This is a genomic window from Nannocystis pusilla (assembly GCF_020073745.1).
Taxonomy (GTDB): domain Bacteria; phylum Myxococcota_A; class Polyangia; order Nannocystales; family Nannocystaceae; genus Nannocystis; species Nannocystis radixulma.
The window spans coordinates 328,905-346,267 of record NZ_JAIRAU010000056.1; the positions used below are offsets into that span (position 1 = coordinate 328,905).

The following is a 17,363-nucleotide window of genomic DNA, read 5'->3' on the forward strand; positions in this document are numbered from 1 at the left end:
GAGTCCGCGGGCGGCGTGGCGAGCCGCATGAACCTTCGGACATGTGCTGCGCAGCCCGGCTGGTCGGCAGGGAACGTGGTATCGTGGGGAGCGATGGCACTGCTGGGCGGACGCGCGCGGCTGCTGGTGGCCCTCGGAGCGGCGTGCGGCTGCCTGACGCAGAACCCCGCCTACGACGGCGAGACCGGCGCGCCGGGCACGAGCACGGCGGCGGTGACGACCGGGCCGGGCCCGAGCACGAGCACGAGCACGAGCACGAGCACCACCACGACCGGCACCTCCGACCCGGCGAGCGGGACCGTCGGCGACGACGAGTCGAGCACGGGCACGACGACGATCACGCTGACCACCACGGGCGCCCCCGATACGACGACCGGCGCGCCGCTGACGGCGGAGCTGAGTCATTACGACCGGACGGCCTGCGTCGAGCCGCTGTGGTGCTACGCCCCGCCGAACATCTGGAGCGGTCTCGACGGCGAGGTGCGCGGGGCGGAGTGCTTCGACTCGCCGGTCCCGCCGCCGTACCGGGTGCGCCGGATCGACTACACGCTGGTGGCGGTGCGCGATCAGGCGCACCTGCGCTTTCAGGTCCTGAGCGGCGATCTCCAGCAGGTGCTCTACAAGTCGGAGTCGCTCGGGCTGCCGGTCAGCTCGGGGTCGCTGCAGATCCCCGCGGCCCTGCAGCCGGTCCTCGCCGAGCCCCGCTTCTGCGTCGGCTTCGTCGGCGGCGACATGAACTCGACGATCGGCATCGGCGCCGACCCGTCGGCGCTGCCGCCCGACCAGCAGAGCTACTTCGGCTCGGACGCGTGCGACGAGCCGGGCCTGCGCGACGTCAACCTGTTCGTGCCCGAGATCGACCCGCACGGCGCGTGGTGCCTGGGGGCCGAGGTCGCGGTCGAGTAGGTCGCTGTCCGTTCAGGCATGTCCGAAGGGGAATGTCCGGAGGGGCATGTCCTTGCGGGCATGCCCCTTCGGTCACGTCTGACAGCGGGCGTTGGCCTGGCTGACGGCCGACGGCTCGGCGCCGCCCGGGGCCAGGCGGGCGCGCAGCTGGGCGAGGTCGCCCTGCAGCCACGGGTTCGTCGCCGCCTCCTCGCCGATCGTGCTGCGGCCGCGGCCGTCGAAGTCGTGCAGCGGCCACACCTCGGTGTGGGCCGGCAGGCCGCGCAGGCGCAGCAGGGCGGCGGCGAGCGCCGCAGGGTCGCCGCCGACGTCGCAGCCGCCGGTGCCGCCGATCCACAGCGTGTCGCCGGTGAGCACGCGGTCGGGCAGCAGCAGGCACAGCGAGTCGGGGGTGTGGCCGGGGGTGTGCCACACCTCGAGCGCGAGGCCGCCGAGGCTGATGCTGTCGCCGTCGTCGAGCGGCCGATCGACGCACGGCGCGCTGGCGCTGCGGTGCATGGCGATCGCGCAGCCGAGCAGGTCCTTGAGCCGCTTGGTCCCCGAGAGGTGATCGCCGTGGGTGTGGGTGTCGAGCACGAGCTCGAGGCGCAGGCCGTGGCGCTGCAGCTCGGCGAGGTAGCGGTCGACCTGGTCGCGCCGCGGGTCGACCAGCATGGCGGCGCCGCTGGTGCGATCGGCGATCAGGTAGCAGCGCGTCGGGCCGCTCGGGTTGAGCTGGGCGAACAGCAGCGCGGCGTCGGGGCCGGCGTCGACCTGCGCCGGCGGGCTCGGAGCGTCGGCCTCCATCCAGCGGTCGTTGCAGCGGCCGGCGAACTCGGCGGTGACGCCGGCGGCGCGGACCCGGTAGCGGCCGACCCATCGCCTGTCCCGAAGGACAGCCACGGCCTCGAGCAGGCGGTCGACGTCGGCCTCGTCGTTGTAGAGGCCGAACGAGGCGCGCACGGCCCCCGGCGCGCTGCCGGCCTCGGGGGTGGCGCCGCCCTGGCTGGCGAGCAGGCGGTCGACGTGGATGTGGGCGCAGAAGCGGCCGTTGCGGACGGCGATCCCGCGCTCCTCGCTGAGCACGGCGGCGGCCAGCGGATCGGAGACGCCCTCGACGTTGAAGCTGATGACGCCGAGGCGCGCGTCGGGATCCTCGGGGCCGTAGAGGGTGACCCCGAGCGCGCGCATGCCCGCCATGGCCCGCCGCGTCAGCGCGACCTCGTGCTGGCGGACGTGCTGCATGCCGATGCCGTCGAGGAACCGCAGCGCCTCGGCCAGCGCGAGCACGCCGCCGATGTTGGGGGTGCCGCCCTGGTGGCGGTCGGGCGCGGCGACGTACTCGACGCCGTGCGGGCCGACGCGCGAGGCCGTGCCGCCGCCGGGGAGATAGGGCGGGGCGGCGTCCATGATGCCGCGCGGGCCGTACAGGAAGGCGGCGCCGAACGGGGCGTAGGCCTTGTGCCCGGCGGCGGCGAGGAAGTCGATGTGCGCAGGGTCGCCGGCCGGCCGTAGATCGATGCGCTGGTGCGCGAGCAGCTGGGCGGCGTCGACGAGGATCAGCGCGCCGTGCTCGTGGGCGAGGCGGGCGATCGCGTGGACGTCGGGCATCCAGCCGGTGACGTTGCTGGCGCCGGTGACCGCGACCAGCTTGACCAGGTTCTTGCGCAGCAGCTGCTCGAGGTGGTCCATGTCGAGCCGGCCGTCGGCGGTGATCCGCGCGCGCAGCACGGGGCCGCGGTTTCTGTGCGGGAGGTCGTTCGAGTGGTGCTCGAGCTCGGTGACGACGACCTTGCCCGGCAGCGGCGCCATGACGTGCGAGGCGAGGTCGACGGCCTGCGTGGTGTTGCCGAGGAAGACGACGCAGTCGCTAGCGAGGTCGCCGCCGAGGAAGTCGGACACGACGTAGTAACACTCGTCGAAGTGCTCGGTGGCCTTGCGCGACAGCAGGTGGGTGCCGCGGTGGATGTTGGCGTACTCGCCGGCCATGAAGCGGGCGTAGCGGTCGAGCACCGGCTCGGGGGCGTGGGTCGAGGCGGCGTGATCGAGGTAGAGGAGGGCCCGCTCGCCTTCACCCATCACCGGGACCTGCCGGCCGACGATCGGGAAGGCGGCGCGGATGTCGGCCCAGGTCGGCACGCGCGCGCACGCGGCCGCGCCCGGACGGGATGCGACGCACGCCGGCGCGAGCGGCAGACCGGCGGCCTGCCACCCGAGCAGGCCGCCCTCGAGGTACTGCACGCGGGTGTAGCCGAGCTGCTGCAGGACGTCGGCGACGAGCACGGCGCGGTGGCCCGAGGCGCAGACGACGACGATCGCGGCGTCGAGGTCGGGCAGGATGTCGGCCGACAACTTCTCGACCAGGCCGCGCGGGACGTGCAGTGCGCCCGCGATCGCGCCGGTACCCGCGAACTCGTCGGGCTCGCGGACGTCGAGGACGACGCTGCGATCGCCGGGGAGCCGCCGCCGCGCCGCGAACTCGGCGGCGGTGACCGCCGCGACGCGAGCACGGACGCGATCGACGAGCTGGTGATAGCTGAGGCGCATGGCGGCACGCTACATGACACCCGCGGCCCGTGAAAGCGCGAGCCCGGCCGGGCCGAGGGCGCTGCCGGCCGCGGAGCGGAGTTCTGCCGCTCGATGTGAGCGCGCTCCCCCGGCGGAGAGCTCGCCCGGCGCGGTCGGCGTCGCCGCGTCGCCCCGTGCGCGGTGCAGGCGATTGGCCGCGCGGCGGACGGGCGAATCTCGCCGCAAGCACAGCGCGCGACGAGGTGCATGGTGACAAAGACATGCCTTGAAGGGCATTGCCGAAAGGACATGTGACGAAGTTTGGGTGGCCCGCCAGAAAAAGCTGTCTCGGGAGACATGTCCTGCGGCGCAGGGGGAGTCGTGGGTTGTCGGGGCTCGGCGGCCCCGGTCGAGAGGACGTGAGGTCGGAGGCCGCGCGTACTCACGGGTCGCCGCCGGCTCGGCGGCGCGGTGGCGCTTGAGGCGGGCGTGCGCGCGGTGGTACGTTGGGCGACGATTGGAGTCCGCCCGATGATCCGTCGCCTCGCCCTCGCTGTCCTCGGTGTATTCGTTCTCGGCTGTCAAAACTCGGCCCCGGCCGGCGACGAGGAGGGGGCTTCGGCGGCAGACTCGAGCGGCGGGGACACGACCGCGAACGCGCCGACGAGCGGGACCACCGGGGACGCGAGCGAGGCGCGGTACACCTACTATCGCGACACCAAGGCGATCCTCGACAAGCACTGCGCGATCTGTCACCGGCCGGGCGACGTCGCGCCGTTCTCGCTCGAGACCGGCGAGGAGGCGCAGATGTTCGCCGGGCTGCTCGCGCCGGCGATCGAGGCCGGGACGATGCCGCCGTGGCCGCCGAGCTCGGAGTGCAACAGCTACGAGCACGACCGTTCGCTGCCGGCGGCCGACCGCGAGCTGCTGCTGGCGTGGATCGACGAGGGGGCGGCGATCGGCGATCCGGCCGACGCCCCGCCCGCGGGCCCGGCGGCGCCGACGATCGCGTGGGACCTCGACATGCCGCTGCCCGAGCCGTACGCGGCCACCGCGGCGCCCGACGACTACCGCTGCTTCGTGCTCGACTGGCCGGAGGACCAGCTCAAGTACGTGATCGGCTTCGACGTGGCGCCCGACGTGCGGCCGATCGTGCACCACGCGATCGCGTTCCTCATCCCGCCGTCCGGCGTGCCCACCTACAAGAACCTCGACGCGGCCGACGACGGCCCCGGCTACAGCTGCTTCGGAAGCCCCGGCGGCGGCGGCTTCTCGCAGCAGTGGCTCGGCGCGTGGGCCCCGGGGACCCAGCCCTCGCTCGACGAGAAGCGCGGGATCCCCGTGCAGCCGGGCAGCGCGATCGTCCTGCAGATGCACTACCACCCGATGGCGGCCGGCGGGCCCGCCGACCAGACGCGGCTCAAGCTCAAGCTCGCCGACAGCGTCGAGGTCCCGCTGCACGTCATCCCGTTCACCAACCCCAACTGGCTCAGCGGCGACACCATGAAGATCCCCGCCGGCGAGCCGCGCACCGTGCATGAATTCGAGGTCGACCTCACCGGCTTCCTCGGCGACTTCTTCCCCCAGGCCGGGGTCAAGAACGGCGAGCCGTTCGTGCTGCACGATGTCAGCCTGCACATGCACACGCGCGGCCGTCGGGCCAGCCTCGAGCTCGACCGGGCCGGGGCCGACGACGTGTGCGCGCTGTACATCCCCGACTGGGACTTCAGCTGGCAGGGCGGCTACAAGCTGCGCGAGCCGCTGACGGTGCAGCCGGGCGACCGCCTGCGCCTGACCTGCGAGTGGGACAACAGCGCCGCGAACCAGCCGATCGAGGGCGGGGTGCAGGTCGACCCGGTCGACCTGTTCTGGGGCGAGGGCACCGGCGACGAGATGTGCCTGTCGATCCTGACGATCAGCCCGGTGCACTGACCGCCAGGACATGGCGCAAGAGGAAGGTTCTGACGGACATGTCCTGGCGAGCATGTCCGGCAGGACACTTGGCGATCACTGCGGGCGGCCCTGGGCGATCCAGGTGTCGACGAGCTGGATGTCGGCGAGCGGCACCGGCGTGAGACCGAGCGGCATGCCGCGCTGCTCGGGCGCTCCGCCCTCGACCTCGAGGTGGCGCGCGAGCATGTGGGCGATGATCCGCGGGGTGCCGTCGGGCAGGGGGGCGAACACGCTGCGCCGCTTGCCGTCGTCGCCGACGCTGCCCGAGGCGATCCCGGGGTACGAGGCGAGGTCGAGCCGGCGCGGGGCGAAGCCGAAGCCGCCGCTGTTGCCCGGCCCGCCGTCGCCGCGGGCGTAGTCCGGATCGGAGTGGCAGTGCCAGCAGGTTTTTTTAAAGACCTTGGCCTCGACCTCGGGCCAGCGGACCTGGCGCTCGAGGATCGGCAGGCGTGCGACCGGTTTGGGGGTGGGGAGGGGCTCGAGCGTGGCGTCGCTGATGTAGGCGGCGATCGCCCGCGCGTCGGCGTCGGTCAGCGGGATCGTCGGCATCGGCGTGCCGGGCTTGTGCCGCGGCGGGTCGAGCAACCAGGCGACGAGCGCGGCCGGGCGCATGCGCTCGCGCGTGAACCGGAGGTCGGGCGCCTGGGCCAGGCCGCGCTGCAGCTGCGCCTCGTCGAGCGGGACGGGCAGCTTCGGCGCGGGGGCGATGTTCGCCACGCCGGTGAAGCGGTGGCAGAGGGTGCACGACTTGTCGCCGAGCAGCTCGCGGCCGCGGGCCGGATCGCCGGGCGCGGGCGCGGCGAGCTCGGGCTCGGGGATCAGGGCGGCGGCGAGGTCGGCGGCTTCGTCTGTCCCGAGAGACAGGCGCGGCATGGTCGAGTTCAGGCCGGGGCGGAGGTCGTGCGGGGCGCGCAGCCAGGCGGCCAGCCAGCCGCGACGCAGGCGCTCGAGGCCGCGCAGCGCCGGGACGTCGGTGAGGTGGGTGATGTGCCCCTGCCACTCGCGCAGGGTCTCCGGCGGGGCCGGGAACGCGCCGCGCAGGATGTCCTGGTGGCAGCGGACGCAGTGCTTCTCGAGCGACGCGGGCTCGCGGCCCGGGATGTCGTGGCAGCGCACGCACTCGAAGCGGTCGATCAGCGCCTGGCCGCGGGCGACGGCGGCCGGGTCGGCGGCGGGCTCGAGCGCGACGACCGGCGCCGCGGGGACGGGGGGCGGGACGTCGACAGGGTCTTCGGTACCTGTCCCGCACGACATGAGCGAAAAGACACCTGCGAACAGCGCGGCGACACCGGCCGGCCGCGAGGGAGCTGCGACGCGCGTCACGCCTGGCATCCTGGACGGTCGATCGCTACGCCTGCTCGGCGACGTCGCACTGGACCCCAGGCGCGCCGATCTGGCGGCAGCGCTCGGCGGCCTTCTTGCTGCCCTCGACGTCGCCGCGCTGCTTGCTGAGCTCGGCGAGCAGGGCCCAGCCCTGGGCGTTCGGTATGAGGTCGCCGTCGCCGAGCTCCTTCAACAGGCCGTAGGCCTCGGCACGGCCGCTGGCCTGACGCGACAGCGCCTCGGCCAGCTCGGCGGTCTGGGCCGGGGTCGGGGCGACGCCGCCCTGCAGGCGCAGCGCCAGCCCGGCCCAGGCGATCGCGGCGTCCTTGCGGCTCTGCGCGGCGCCGCCGAGGTCCATGCCGATGGGGATGTCGCCGCCGCTGCGCGCGACGGCGAGGGCGAGGATCCGCTGGGCGCGGCCGTGCAGGACCAGCCCCGAGCCGCCCTGGTGCGAGGCGATCGCCCTGTCGCCGAATGCGTCGCGCACGGTGCTGATCGCCTTCTTGTACTGGCCCTTGGCGAGCAGCAGCTCGGCCTTCTGGACGTACTCCTGGGTGCGGTCGACGACGCGTCGGACGCTGTTGCCGCAGGCGTCGGCGACGCTGGGCATGCCGACGACGGCGCCGGTGACGGCGAGGGACAGGACGAGGGCGAGTCGGGACATGGCAGACCTCGAGGGCACGGCGGAGATGGTGGGCGCAGCTACGCGCGGTGATGCGTGGCGATCTGGGCAGCGACGCGCGAGCGGGCGCGAAAGTTCCTGAGCATCTTCCCGCGATCCGCGGGAAACTCAAGGCCGTCGCCCGGGCGTTGCTCGGCTCGACCCGGAGGATCGATGTCGCCCTCGCGCTCCTGTACCTTGCTCTGTGGCCTGTGGTTCGTCGCCTGCACCGCGCCGGAGGTCGCGCCGGAGAAGACCGACAAGCCCGCGGCCGCGGCCGCGCCCGCCCCCGAAGTCGTGCCGCCGACGATCGTCGTCAAGCCCGAGACGGCCGAGCCCGCGCCGGCGCCCGACCCCGCGCCGCCGGTCGTCGCCGCCGACGCGAAGATCGACGTCGAGGCCTGCGACGCGTACGCCGACCGCTACCGCGCCTGCATCGCCGACAAGGTGCCGAGCGTCGAGCGTGACAGCCACACGCGGGTGCTGAAGGCCCAGCTGGCGACGTGGCTGGTCGCGAAGGCCGACCCGAAGCTGGCGCCCGCGCTCGACGGCGAGTGCGCGGCGGCGGCCGAGGCGGCGCGGGCCGCCACGCGGGTGTTCGGCTGCGTGTGGCGCGACGGCGACGAGCCCGAGCCCGAGGCGCCGAAGCCGGGCAAGCTCAAGCCCGAGGTGGTGCCCACGAGCCGCGGGGTGATCCCCGATCGCGACCTGCTCGACGCGCTCTAGACATGCCCCAAGGGGCATGTTCGTCGAGGCAGGTCCGGGAGGACAGGCCCCAAGGGGCATGTCCCGCGAGACCTGCGGCTCAGATCGCATCCTTGAGGGCGATGGCGATGCCGACCACGGCGAGGCACATCTCGTCGAGGGTCTCCTCGCCGAGGACGACGTCCTTGGGGGCGGCGAGGCCCTGCTCGGCGAGGGCGGCGACGACGTGCGGGTTCGACATGCTGTTGTTGTAGTTGCAGCGCAGGTACAGCTCGTCGCCGGCGCTCACGCGCGGGACGTCGTCGAGCGGGGCGTCGTAGCTGTAGGTGCGCTGCCAGTTGAAGTCCCAGCCGGGGGTCTGCAGCAGGCACTCGTTCGCGGGCTCGCCGTCGTCGGGGCTGGGGCGCTGGAGGCCGATCAGCATGTCGGTGCCGACGTAGTGCATGTGCGTCCCGACGGCGAACACGCGCAGCGGCGGGACGTCGTCGAGCTTGAACAGCATCTGCTCGACGTGGTCCTCGACGCCGGCGGGGATCCGGAACTCGGGGTAGCCGTTGTCGTCGTGCTCGCTCGGCAGCAGCTGCGGGCCCTCGCTGTTGCCGATCAGCGCCAGCATGCCGACGTACTCGGGGATGGTGTCGCGGATCCGGAGGTCGAGCGAGGTCGTGCTGTCGAGCTCGGGCTTGCCGGTCGGGTGGTAGTGGACGTTGAGCACGATCCGCGAGCCGGCGGCGATCCGCGAGGCGACGTTCGGCGGGCTCTCGAACGGGGTCATGCCCGGGGCCCAGGCGGCGATCAGGTTGGCGCTGTTGATGCCGGGGCCGCCGAAGCAGGGGTAGTAGCCGTCCTCGTTGACCTTCTCGGCCGAGGCGCCGCTCTCGTCGACGTAGGCGAGCACGTGGTGGACGATCTGCGGGTTGCCGGCGGTGATCTGGACGGCGTCGATCCAGGTGTCGTCCTCGAAGCCGGGGTCGATGCTGAAGCAGAGGAACTGGTCCTTGTCGCCGTCGACCGACACGGGGGTGGGGATCTGGACGCGCACGTCGGCGTCGGTCAGCTCGACCTCGGGCGGCTCGGGCAGCGGCGCGGCGGCGGCCGGGTCGCCCTCGGGCGCGCCTTGCTCGACCCACGCGCGCAGCAGCTCGAGCTCGTCGTCGCTGAGCCGCGGGTCGTCCTGCCAGCCGTGGCGCGGCTGACAGTCGTCTGTCTCATCGGCCAGGAAGGGCGGCATGGTGCCGCGCTCGACCGCGTCGAGGGCCCCGGGCGCGAACGGCTTGGCGCTGTCGTAGCTGGCCAGCGAGAACGGGGCGATGCCGCCGTCGCTGTGACAGCCGCTGCACTTCTGGACCATGATCGGCGCGATGTGCTGATGCCAGGTGACGGGCGCGGCCTCGGGGGCGTCGGTGGTGGTCGGGGCGGCGGTGCCGTCGGTGCCGTCGGTGCCGGCCGTGCCGGGGTCGCCGGTCTCGCTGGCGCTGTCGAGTCCGGGCCCCGGGTCGCTGCAGCCGCTCGTCACCACGCCCGCCAACGCGACGACGAGCGCCGCAGGTCCGCACAACTTCTGGATGAACATCGCTCGTCGACCTCTCACGGGCTGGGCCCGCGAGATCGATGGGTACTAAAGCGGCCGGCAAATGTCACGGGTCTTCGACTTCGACCTGGATGCCGCCGAGGGTCCAGGTGTTCTGCCCGTGGTTGTGCAGGTGAAACACGGCCGGCGAGCCGGCCGGGAGCTCGAAGTCGGCGACGAGGTCGAGGTCGTGCACCATCGCCTTGCCGGGGATCGCTACCTCGCGCTCGAACAGCACGTGGTCGCCCACGACCACGGCCACGTGCGCGGTCGCGGGCTCGGCGGCGACGAGGTCGAAGTGATAGAGGTCGAGCGAGATCTGCGCGCCGGGCACGATCTCGCGGAGCGTCGGCTGCGTGAACGCGCCGTAATTGCAGCCGCCGGTGTTGACCTCGAAGCCGGTGACCTCGACCAGCCAGCCGAGTCCGAGCGGGCACTCGATGCTGCTCGGTCGGTGATCGGCGAACGGGTCGTCGGCCTCGCCCTGCTGCACCCACAGCTGCGGCTTGACGAGGTCGACCATGGTGCCCTCGATCTCGGGGACGGGACCGGCGCCGTCGGTGCCCGTGTCATTGCTGGGCTTGCCGCTGTCGCCGCAGCCGGCCGCGAGCGCGCACGCGAGGAAGATCCGACGAGAGGTCACGCGAGGAACGATAGGTGGTCGTGGTGGGCCTGTCACGCGGGAGGTTGCGCTACAGTGCGGCCGATGCGACGCCCGGGCCGTCAGCAGACATGGAGCGCCTCCGCGCTCGTGATCGTCCTCGCGGCCTGCCACCGCGGCGATCCCTCGCAGGTTCCCGCGTCGGTGACCGGCGGCCATCCGGCGGGCCCCGGCGGCGGAGCGGGGGGCACCGTGACGACCAGTCCTTCGGGACAGGTCGTGACGACCGGCGGCGAGGGCCTGTCACCGGCGCTGGCGCACCGACGGGCGGAGGGGATCGCGGCGATGGACGGCGGGCGCCACGACCTGGCCCGCCAGGCGTTCGCCGAGGTGCTCGACGAGGCGCCGGGCAACCTGGCGACGCAGGCGCTGTACGACAGCGCGACCGCGGCGATGCTGGCGGCGCAGTCACAGGCGAGCGAGCGGTTCGCCGGCCGGACGGCGACGCCGCTGCCGGCGCCGCCGTGGAGCTACACGCTGAAGAAGCCGGCGCCGATCGAGCCCGGACCGGCGCCGGCGCTGGTGCAGGTGTCGGAGAGCCGCAACGCGATCAGCGACGACGCCGAGTGGTTGGCGCGCAACGGCGTGGCGCTGCCCGAGTACGAGGTGCCGAACCCGATGCGCGGCGAGCCGGGCAACCTGCCACCGACGATCCCGCCGGCGTTCGGCAAGCACCTGCTGGTCCAGGCGATCCACCAGGACGGCTACAACATCCTGTTCTACGGGCCAGATTACGCGGGCGGGCGGTTCGTCGCGCTGCAGCGCGAGGACACGGCGGAGATCGTGGCGCTGTTCGACTTCGCGGCCTACGCCCTCGCGCCGGGGACGCCGGTCGGCGAGCGGCAGTTCGCCGAGCAGCGGGCGACGTGGGCGGTGCTCGCCGGCTCGACGCTGCTGGTCAGCCACGCGCACGGTACGTACGCGCGCGGGAGCGGGGGCGACCACGCGTACATCACCGCGCTCGACGTCGAAAGCGGCGAGCTGCTGTGGCGCAGCGCGCCGGAGGTGGCCGGCGCGGCCGACTTCCTGGTCCACCGCGGCCACGTCCTCACCGGCCACGGCGACCACCTGTTCGTGCTCGACGCCGTCACCGGCAAGACCGTGAGCAAGACGCGGGTGAAGAGCGGGCCGGACTACCTGTTCCTTCAGGCAGGCAAGCTGCTGGTCCGCTGCTACGACACCGACTATGTGTTCGAGCTGCGCCGCGGAGGAGGTTGACGATGGCCCGGTTCTTCGAGGACGACGGGAAGGGGGCGCTGCGGCGGGCGATCGTCGCGTTCGAGGCCGAGACGGCGGCCGAGCTGGTGATCGCGGTGCGGCCGACGTCCGACCGCTACGCGCACGTGCCGGCGCTGGTCGGCGGGCTGGCGGCCGCGCTGACGCTGGCGTTCCTGCTGTACGGCGAGCCGGAGTTCCGGCTGCACTGGTTCCTCGTCGACCCGCTGCTGGCCGGGCTGGCGGCGGCGTGGCTGGTGCGCCACAGCCACTGGCTGGCGCGCGTGCTGACCCCGCGCGCGTGGCGGGAGGAGGCGGTGCTGCGCGCGGCCAAGGCCGGCTACCTCGACCACGGGGTGGCCGAGACGCGCGGCCGCACCGGCGTGTTCCTGTACGTGTCGCTGACCGAGCGCGCGGCGGTGGTGCTGGCCGACGTCGGCGTGCGCCGCGAGGTGCCGCGCGAGCCGTGGGAGCGGGCCTGCGCCGGGCTCCAGGCCGCGGTCGCGGCCGGCGCCCGCGCGGTCGATCTGGCGCCGCACCTGCGAGCGCTGGCCGAGCTGTGCGCCGACGCGCTGCCGCGCGGCGAGGACGACGTCAACGAGCTGCCCGACGAGGTGCTGGCATGAAAGACATGTCTTCGAGGGCATGGTCGAAGGGTGCTGGCGTGAAGGACATGTCGTCCAGGACATGGCCCAAGATGCTGGCGTTCGGCGCGGCGGCGCTGCTGCTGGCGCTGGCGGCCGAGGCGGCGGCCCGGCCCGGCGGCGGCCACGGCTACTCGGGCGGGGGCGGCGGCTTCAGCGGGGGCGGCAGCAGCGGCTACAGCGGCGGCGGCAGCAACGGCGGCGGCGACGCCGGGGCGGTGGTCTACCTGCTCGTGCGGCTGCTGATCGATGTGCCGCAGCTCGGCGTGCCGCTGGTGATCGTGGCGCTCGTCATCCTCTATTACCACCACCGCAACGACCGCCGGCGCCAGGAGGATGAGACGTGGGACAGCGCGCCGACGTTCGCGGCGCACGCCGTCCGCCGCGGCGACCTCGGCGCGATTCGCCGGCTCGACCCCGACTTCTCGGCGGTGCTGTTCGCCGACTTCGTCTACGCGCTGTACGCCCGCGCCAACGGGGCCCGCGGCGACGCGCGCGCGATGGAGGCGCTGGCGCCGTACGTGGCCCCCGAGACGCGCGAGGTGCTGCTCAAGCGCGAACCCGCCGGGGTGCCGATCCGCGGGGTGGTGATCGGGTCGATGCAGGTCGAGCGGGTGTCCCTGCCGACCGCGCCCGACGGGATGATCGAGGTCGAGGTGGCGTTCGAGGCCAACTACAGCGCCCAGATGGCGGGCGGCGAGCGCGGCTTCTACGTGCATGAGGCGTGGCGGCTGCAGCGGCGGGCCGACGCCAGGAGCCGCACGCCCGAGACGGCGACGGCGCTCGGCTGCCCGAACTGCGGCGCGCCGTTCGAGCGCAGCGACGCGGGCAATTGCCGCTACTGCGGCCAGGACGTGGAAGGCGGGCGGTTCGACTGGTCGGTCCACCACGTGCGCGTGCGCAGGCTGGAGTCGCGGCCGCCGCCGCTGACGCACCACGCCGAGGAGGTCGGGACCGACGACCGGACGATCTTCATGCCGGGCATCCAGCAGGCCCACGCGGCGTTGATCGCCGAGGACCCGTCGACCGCGCCCGAGCGCATCGACCAGCGCGTGCGCACCATCCACGCCGAGCTCAACGCCGCCTGGACCGCGCTCGACCTGCAGCGCGTGCGTCCGTACGTGTCCGACTCGCTGTTCAACTACCTGCAGTACTGGATCGACGCCTACCGCTCGCAGGGCCTGCGCAACGTGCTGTCCGGCACCCAGGTGCTGCGCATGGTGATCGTCAAGCTCGAGCGCGACCGCTGGTACGACGCGCTGACGGTGCGCGTGTGGGCCAGCGGCATCGACTACACCGCGCGCCTGAACGGCGAGCACGTGTCGGGTAGCACCCGGCACCCGCGCACGTACAGCGAATACTGGACGCTGATCCGGGCCGCGCGGGTCCGCGGCGCGCCCGCCAGCGCCGCCAACTGCCCGAACTGCGGCGCGCCGCTCGACCGCGTCAACATGGCCGGGACCTGCGAGTACTGCGGCGCCCACCTGACCCGCGGCGAGTTCGACTGGGTGCTCAGCAAGATCGAGCAGGACGAGGCCTACGCCGGATAAACCGAGATGCTCGCGCAAGCCAAAGATTTCGCCCGCAATACCTTCCTCGCCGGAGCCTTCGCCGCGATCCCGCTGGTCGTCACGGTCTTCGTGCTGTGGTACGTCGACCACCTCACGCGCGAGCCGCTGAAGGAGCTGTTCGGCATCGACGTGCCGTTCGCCGGCGTCGGTCTGGCGCTGGTCGGCATCTTCGCGCTGGGCCTGGTGGTGCGCAGCCTGATCGGCCGCTACTTGCTCGCAGCGATCGACCGCCTGCTGCTCAAGGTGCCGGTGCTCGCCGAGGTGTACAAGGCGTGGAAGCAGATCTCGCTGACGCCGGGCGGCAGCAGCGGCATCTACTCCAAGGTCGTGCTGGTCCGCCTCGACGGCGACGCGTGGCACCTCGCGTTCACCAGCGGCGACCCGATCGGCGCCGGCACCGACGTCGTCTGCGTGTTCGTCCCGACCACGCCGAACCCGATGGTCGGGCGGGTGCTGTTCGTCCCGCTGTCGCGCTGCCGGCCGACGGCGCTGGCGGTCGAGGAGGTGTTCAAGTTCCTGCTGTCCGGCGGCAACTACGTCCCCGACGAGGTCGCCGCCGCCACCCAGAGCGAGCGAGCGATCAGCGATTTGCCGCCTCAGCCCGCTGCCTAGGGGCTTGCGTCGGTGTCATGTTGACAGCCGCAGATCTGCGTCTGGAGGCTTTTGCGGGGCAGATCTCGGGCGAATGCGACGTCTGCACGATCATCGTCGCGGCCGCGCCCAGCGTGACGACGATGCAACCCGGATGAATAAAAGTCACGGCGCGGCGAAACCCGCGCGGGGCTCCGTTCGCACGGTGGGCATGATCCAAATGTCGTGATCGGTCAGGCGTCCGCTGCCGGCGCCATGGCCCTGCGCCCGCGAAAAAAAGCTGATTTGTTGCGTGGTCCGAAGCCGCTCAGTATGGCTAAATAGTCCTATGAACACCAACTTAGCGCGTTATTGGGCACTCTCCGGACTTGCGCTGCTCAGCCCCGCGCTCGCCGGATGCGGCAACGACCAGCAGGTCGGGACCGACACCGCCAACAACGACACGTCGACGACCGACACCACCGGCGCGCCGACGACGACGACGACGACGGCGACCTCGGTGCCGACGACGACGGACGTCACGGACACGGGCGTGTCGGCGACCGAGACGACGACCGCGACCACCGTCGAGTCGACGTCGACCAGCACGACGGCCGACACGACCACCTCCGAGTCGACGACGGGGCCGGTCAGCGGGACCACCGGCGTCGACATGTGCATGACGATCCTCTGCGGCGAGCCGGCGGTCTGCTGCCCGGCCGGCGACGAGTGCGTCGACGGGGCGTGCCTGCCCCTGTGCGAGAGCGGCATCCGCTGCGGCGACGACAAGTCGGTCTGCTGCGACGCCGGCGCGGTGTGCCTCGGGGACGTGTGCCAGCAGCCGCTCGGCCCGTGCGCCGACTCGTACGACTGCGAGCCCGGTGAATACTGCGAGCCGCTGTTCGGCCAGTGCCTGCCGCAGCCCGACCCGCTCGACTGCGAGGTCGTGCCGACGTTCGACGACATCCAGCCGCAGCTCGAGTGGGCCTGGACGACCAACCAGGTCATCTCGCTGCCGGTCATCGCCGACGTCGACGGCGACGGCAAGCCGGACGTGGTGGTCAACACGACCCGCATCGACGGCGGAGCCGGCTACCTGATCGGCGAGATCGTGGTGCTCGACGGCACGAACGGGCAGGAGAAGTGGCGCATCACCCACGACCCGCAGATGATGAAGTTCGGCTCGCACGGCCGCTCGTCGGTCGCGGTCGCCGACGTGAGCGGCGACGGCCTGCCCGACATCATCTACGCCGGCCGCGAAGAGGCGGGCAAGGTCTCGCCGGTCCATGCAGTCGACGGGATGGGCGCCCACCTGTGGACGTCGCGCCTGCCCAACAACAGCATCGCGAAGTTCCGCATCGAGAACGGGGCCGCGGCGGTCGTCAACCTCGACAACGATCCGGAGGCCGAGATCGCGTTCGGCGCGTCGCTCCTCGACAACGACGGCCTCATGGTGTGGAACCAGCCGTGGAACGGCCAGATGAACCAGAACGGGTCGATGTACGGCACGCCGATGAGCGGCCAGAATCCGATCTACCCCGGCGGCGTGGCGACCTTCGCCGACCTCGACGGCGACACCAAGCCGGAGCTGGTCACCGGCCGCGACGCGTGGAAGATCGAGTGGGTCCCCGGCAACCCGCCGTCGGTGACGATGACCCTGTTCTGGTCGAACAAGACCAACCCGGTCTCGAGCCACAACAACGACGGCTGGCCGTCGGTCGCCGACCTCGACGGCGACGGCAAGCCCGAGGTGGTGCTGGTCGCGTGGCCGGCCATCCGCGTGATCAACGGTCAGACGGGCGCGCTGTGGTGCGGCGTCGACCCGACCGACGTGATGTGCCAGGCCAACCCGGCCCTGCGCACGCAGCCGATCAAGATCGCGGGTGACGACCTCGGCGGTCCGGCGACCATCGCCGACTTCGACGGCGACGGGCGCCCCGAGGCGGGCATCGCCGGCGGCGTCCGCTACGCGGTCTACGACTTCAACCGCCCCGGCTTCGGCGGCGACAACGTCCCCGAGACCGTCGTGAAGCCGGCCGCCGACGATCCTCCCGTCCTCGGGGCGATGTACCCCCGCTGGAGGGCCATCATCCAGGACAAGTCGTCGGCCGCGACCGGCTCGTCGGTGTTCGACTTCCAGGGCGACGGCAAGGCCGAGGTCGCGTACCAGGACGAGTGCTTCGCCCGCGTGTACGACGGCGCCACCGGTGAGGTGCAGCTGCAGATCATGAACTCGAGCGCGACGATCCACGAGTACCCGCTCGTGGCCGATGTCGACGGCGACGGCAACTCCGAGTTCGTCGTGGTCGCCAACTTCGCCGATCCGCAGAACATCACCGATTGCCAGGCGGCGACGCCCGGCTGGACCGCGCGCAAGGGCGTGTTCGTGTACGGGGCCGGCGGGGACAACTGGGTGCCGACCCGCAAGGTCTGGACGCAGCACACCTATCACGTGACCAACGCCGACTCGGCCGGCAACCCGCCGATGAGCGAGGAGGCCAACTGGACCGTCGGGGGCCTCAACAACTTCCGCCAGAACGTGCAGGGCGAGGGCGTGTTCAACGCCGCCGACCTGACCATCTCGCTGGCGGCAGACCTCAACGAGTGCTCCGACGAGCTGGTGCTCGTGGCCACCATCTACAACGAGGGCGCGCTCGGCGTGCCGCCGGGCATCGATGTCTCGTTCCACGAGGGCACCGACAACACCGGCGTGAAGCTCGGCACCAAGCCGACCACGCAACAGATCCTCCCCGGCGGCTCGACCCAGCTCAAGTGGAGCATCAAGCCCGGCCCCGACAAGAACAACAAGAAGAACTACTTCGTCGAGATCGATCCGGGCAACAACGCCGGCCTCATCCAGGAGTGCAACGAGGACAACAACGGCGCCGTCGTGACCGAGGCGTTCTGCCCCGAGGCGGGCTGACGCCCGACTCCTGAGCGCCCGAACGGGCCGGTCGGCGCGACGCCGGTCGGCCCGTCGTCATTTCAGTGGCAGACTCGCCGGGCGGTCGTCGTTCGAGCGCATCGACGACGAGGGGCGGCCATGGCCGCCGCGGGTCCGCCCGGAGGCCAGTACACCGCGCCGTCATGCCGGGGC

At 72.4% G+C, this 17,363-nt stretch carries 13 protein-coding genes; 8 read left to right on the forward strand and 5 right to left on the reverse strand.

The annotated features are described in order from the left end of the window. Window positions 1-93: 93 nt before the first annotated feature. Entirely contained in the window at window positions 94-906 is an 813-nt protein-coding gene (locus tag K7C98_RS39210; protein ID WP_224197045.1) for a hypothetical protein, read from the forward strand. Between the two features lie 72 nt (window positions 907-978). On the opposite strand, the gene K7C98_RS39215 is transcribed toward K7C98_RS39210, so the two are convergent. Beyond that, window positions 979-3,432, reverse strand: a complete 2,454-nt coding sequence (locus tag K7C98_RS39215) for an aminotransferase class V-fold PLP-dependent enzyme (protein WP_224197046.1) — start codon at window positions 3,430-3,432, stop codon at window positions 979-981. A 492-nt stretch (window positions 3,433-3,924) separates the two neighbouring features. Here K7C98_RS39215 and K7C98_RS39220 point away from each other — a divergent pair, with 492 nt between their 5' ends. Next, window positions 3,925-5,325 carry a monooxygenase gene (locus tag K7C98_RS39220; RefSeq protein WP_224197047.1) on the forward strand — a complete coding sequence of 467 codons (1,401 nt, stop codon included), beginning with the start codon at window positions 3,925-3,927 and terminating at the stop codon, window positions 5,323-5,325. Between the two features lie 75 nt (window positions 5,326-5,400). Here the strand turns inward: K7C98_RS39220 and K7C98_RS45280 are convergent, their stop codons facing one another. Continuing rightward, entirely contained in the window at window positions 5,401-6,669 is a 1,269-nt protein-coding gene (locus K7C98_RS45280; RefSeq protein WP_224197048.1) for a c-type cytochrome, read from the reverse strand. Between the two features lie 25 nt (window positions 6,670-6,694). After that, window positions 6,695-7,333, reverse strand: a complete 639-nt coding sequence (locus tag K7C98_RS39230) for a hypothetical protein (protein WP_224197049.1) — start codon at window positions 7,331-7,333, stop codon at window positions 6,695-6,697. 171 nt (window positions 7,334-7,504) lie between these two features. Between K7C98_RS39230 and K7C98_RS39235 the strand changes: the two genes are divergently transcribed. Beyond that, window positions 7,505-8,056, forward strand: coding sequence for a hypothetical protein (locus K7C98_RS39235; RefSeq protein WP_224197050.1), 552 nt, complete (start codon window positions 7,505-7,507; stop codon window positions 8,054-8,056). 79 nt (window positions 8,057-8,135) lie between these two features. Here K7C98_RS39235 and K7C98_RS39240 read toward each other — a convergent pair whose 3' ends face one another. Both K7C98_RS39240 and K7C98_RS39245 read right to left on the reverse strand, forming a co-directional pair. Continuing rightward, window positions 8,136-9,608, reverse strand: a complete 1,473-nt coding sequence (locus K7C98_RS39240) for a hypothetical protein (RefSeq protein WP_224197051.1) — start codon at window positions 9,606-9,608, stop codon at window positions 8,136-8,138. Window positions 9,609-9,672: 64 nt separating this feature from the next. Then, entirely contained in the window at window positions 9,673-10,248 is a 576-nt protein-coding gene (locus K7C98_RS39245; protein WP_224197052.1) for a hypothetical protein, read from the reverse strand. A 63-nt stretch (window positions 10,249-10,311) separates the two neighbouring features. Here K7C98_RS39245 and K7C98_RS39250 point away from each other — a divergent pair, with 63 nt between their 5' ends. The 5 genes from K7C98_RS39250 to K7C98_RS39270 all read left to right on the forward strand — a co-directional run bounded on the left by K7C98_RS39250 (window position 10,312) and on the right by K7C98_RS39270 (window position 17,189). After that, complete coding sequence (locus K7C98_RS39250; RefSeq protein ID WP_224197053.1) at window positions 10,312-11,484, forward strand: PQQ-like beta-propeller repeat protein; 1,173 nt, start codon at window positions 10,312-10,314, stop codon at window positions 11,482-11,484. Between the two features lie 2 nt (window positions 11,485-11,486). Beyond that, window positions 11,487-12,107 carry a hypothetical protein gene (locus tag K7C98_RS39255; RefSeq protein ID WP_224197054.1) on the forward strand — a complete coding sequence of 207 codons (621 nt, stop codon included), beginning with the start codon at window positions 11,487-11,489 and terminating at the stop codon, window positions 12,105-12,107. 47 nt (window positions 12,108-12,154) lie between these two features. Beyond that, window positions 12,155-13,675: a TIM44-like domain-containing protein gene (locus K7C98_RS39260; protein WP_224197055.1), complete on the forward strand. Its 1,521-nt coding sequence runs from the start codon at window positions 12,155-12,157 to the stop codon at window positions 13,673-13,675. A 6-nt stretch (window positions 13,676-13,681) separates the two neighbouring features. Continuing rightward, window positions 13,682-14,308: a DUF502 domain-containing protein gene (locus K7C98_RS39265; protein WP_224197056.1), complete on the forward strand. Its 627-nt coding sequence runs from the start codon at window positions 13,682-13,684 to the stop codon at window positions 14,306-14,308. Between the two features lie 307 nt (window positions 14,309-14,615). Beyond that, the gene (locus K7C98_RS39270; protein ID WP_224197057.1) at window positions 14,616-17,189 is read left to right on the forward strand and encodes an FG-GAP repeat domain-containing protein; all 2,574 of its coding nucleotides are present in this window, start codon (window positions 14,616-14,618) and stop codon (window positions 17,187-17,189) included. Window positions 17,190-17,363 lie beyond the last annotated feature (174 nt).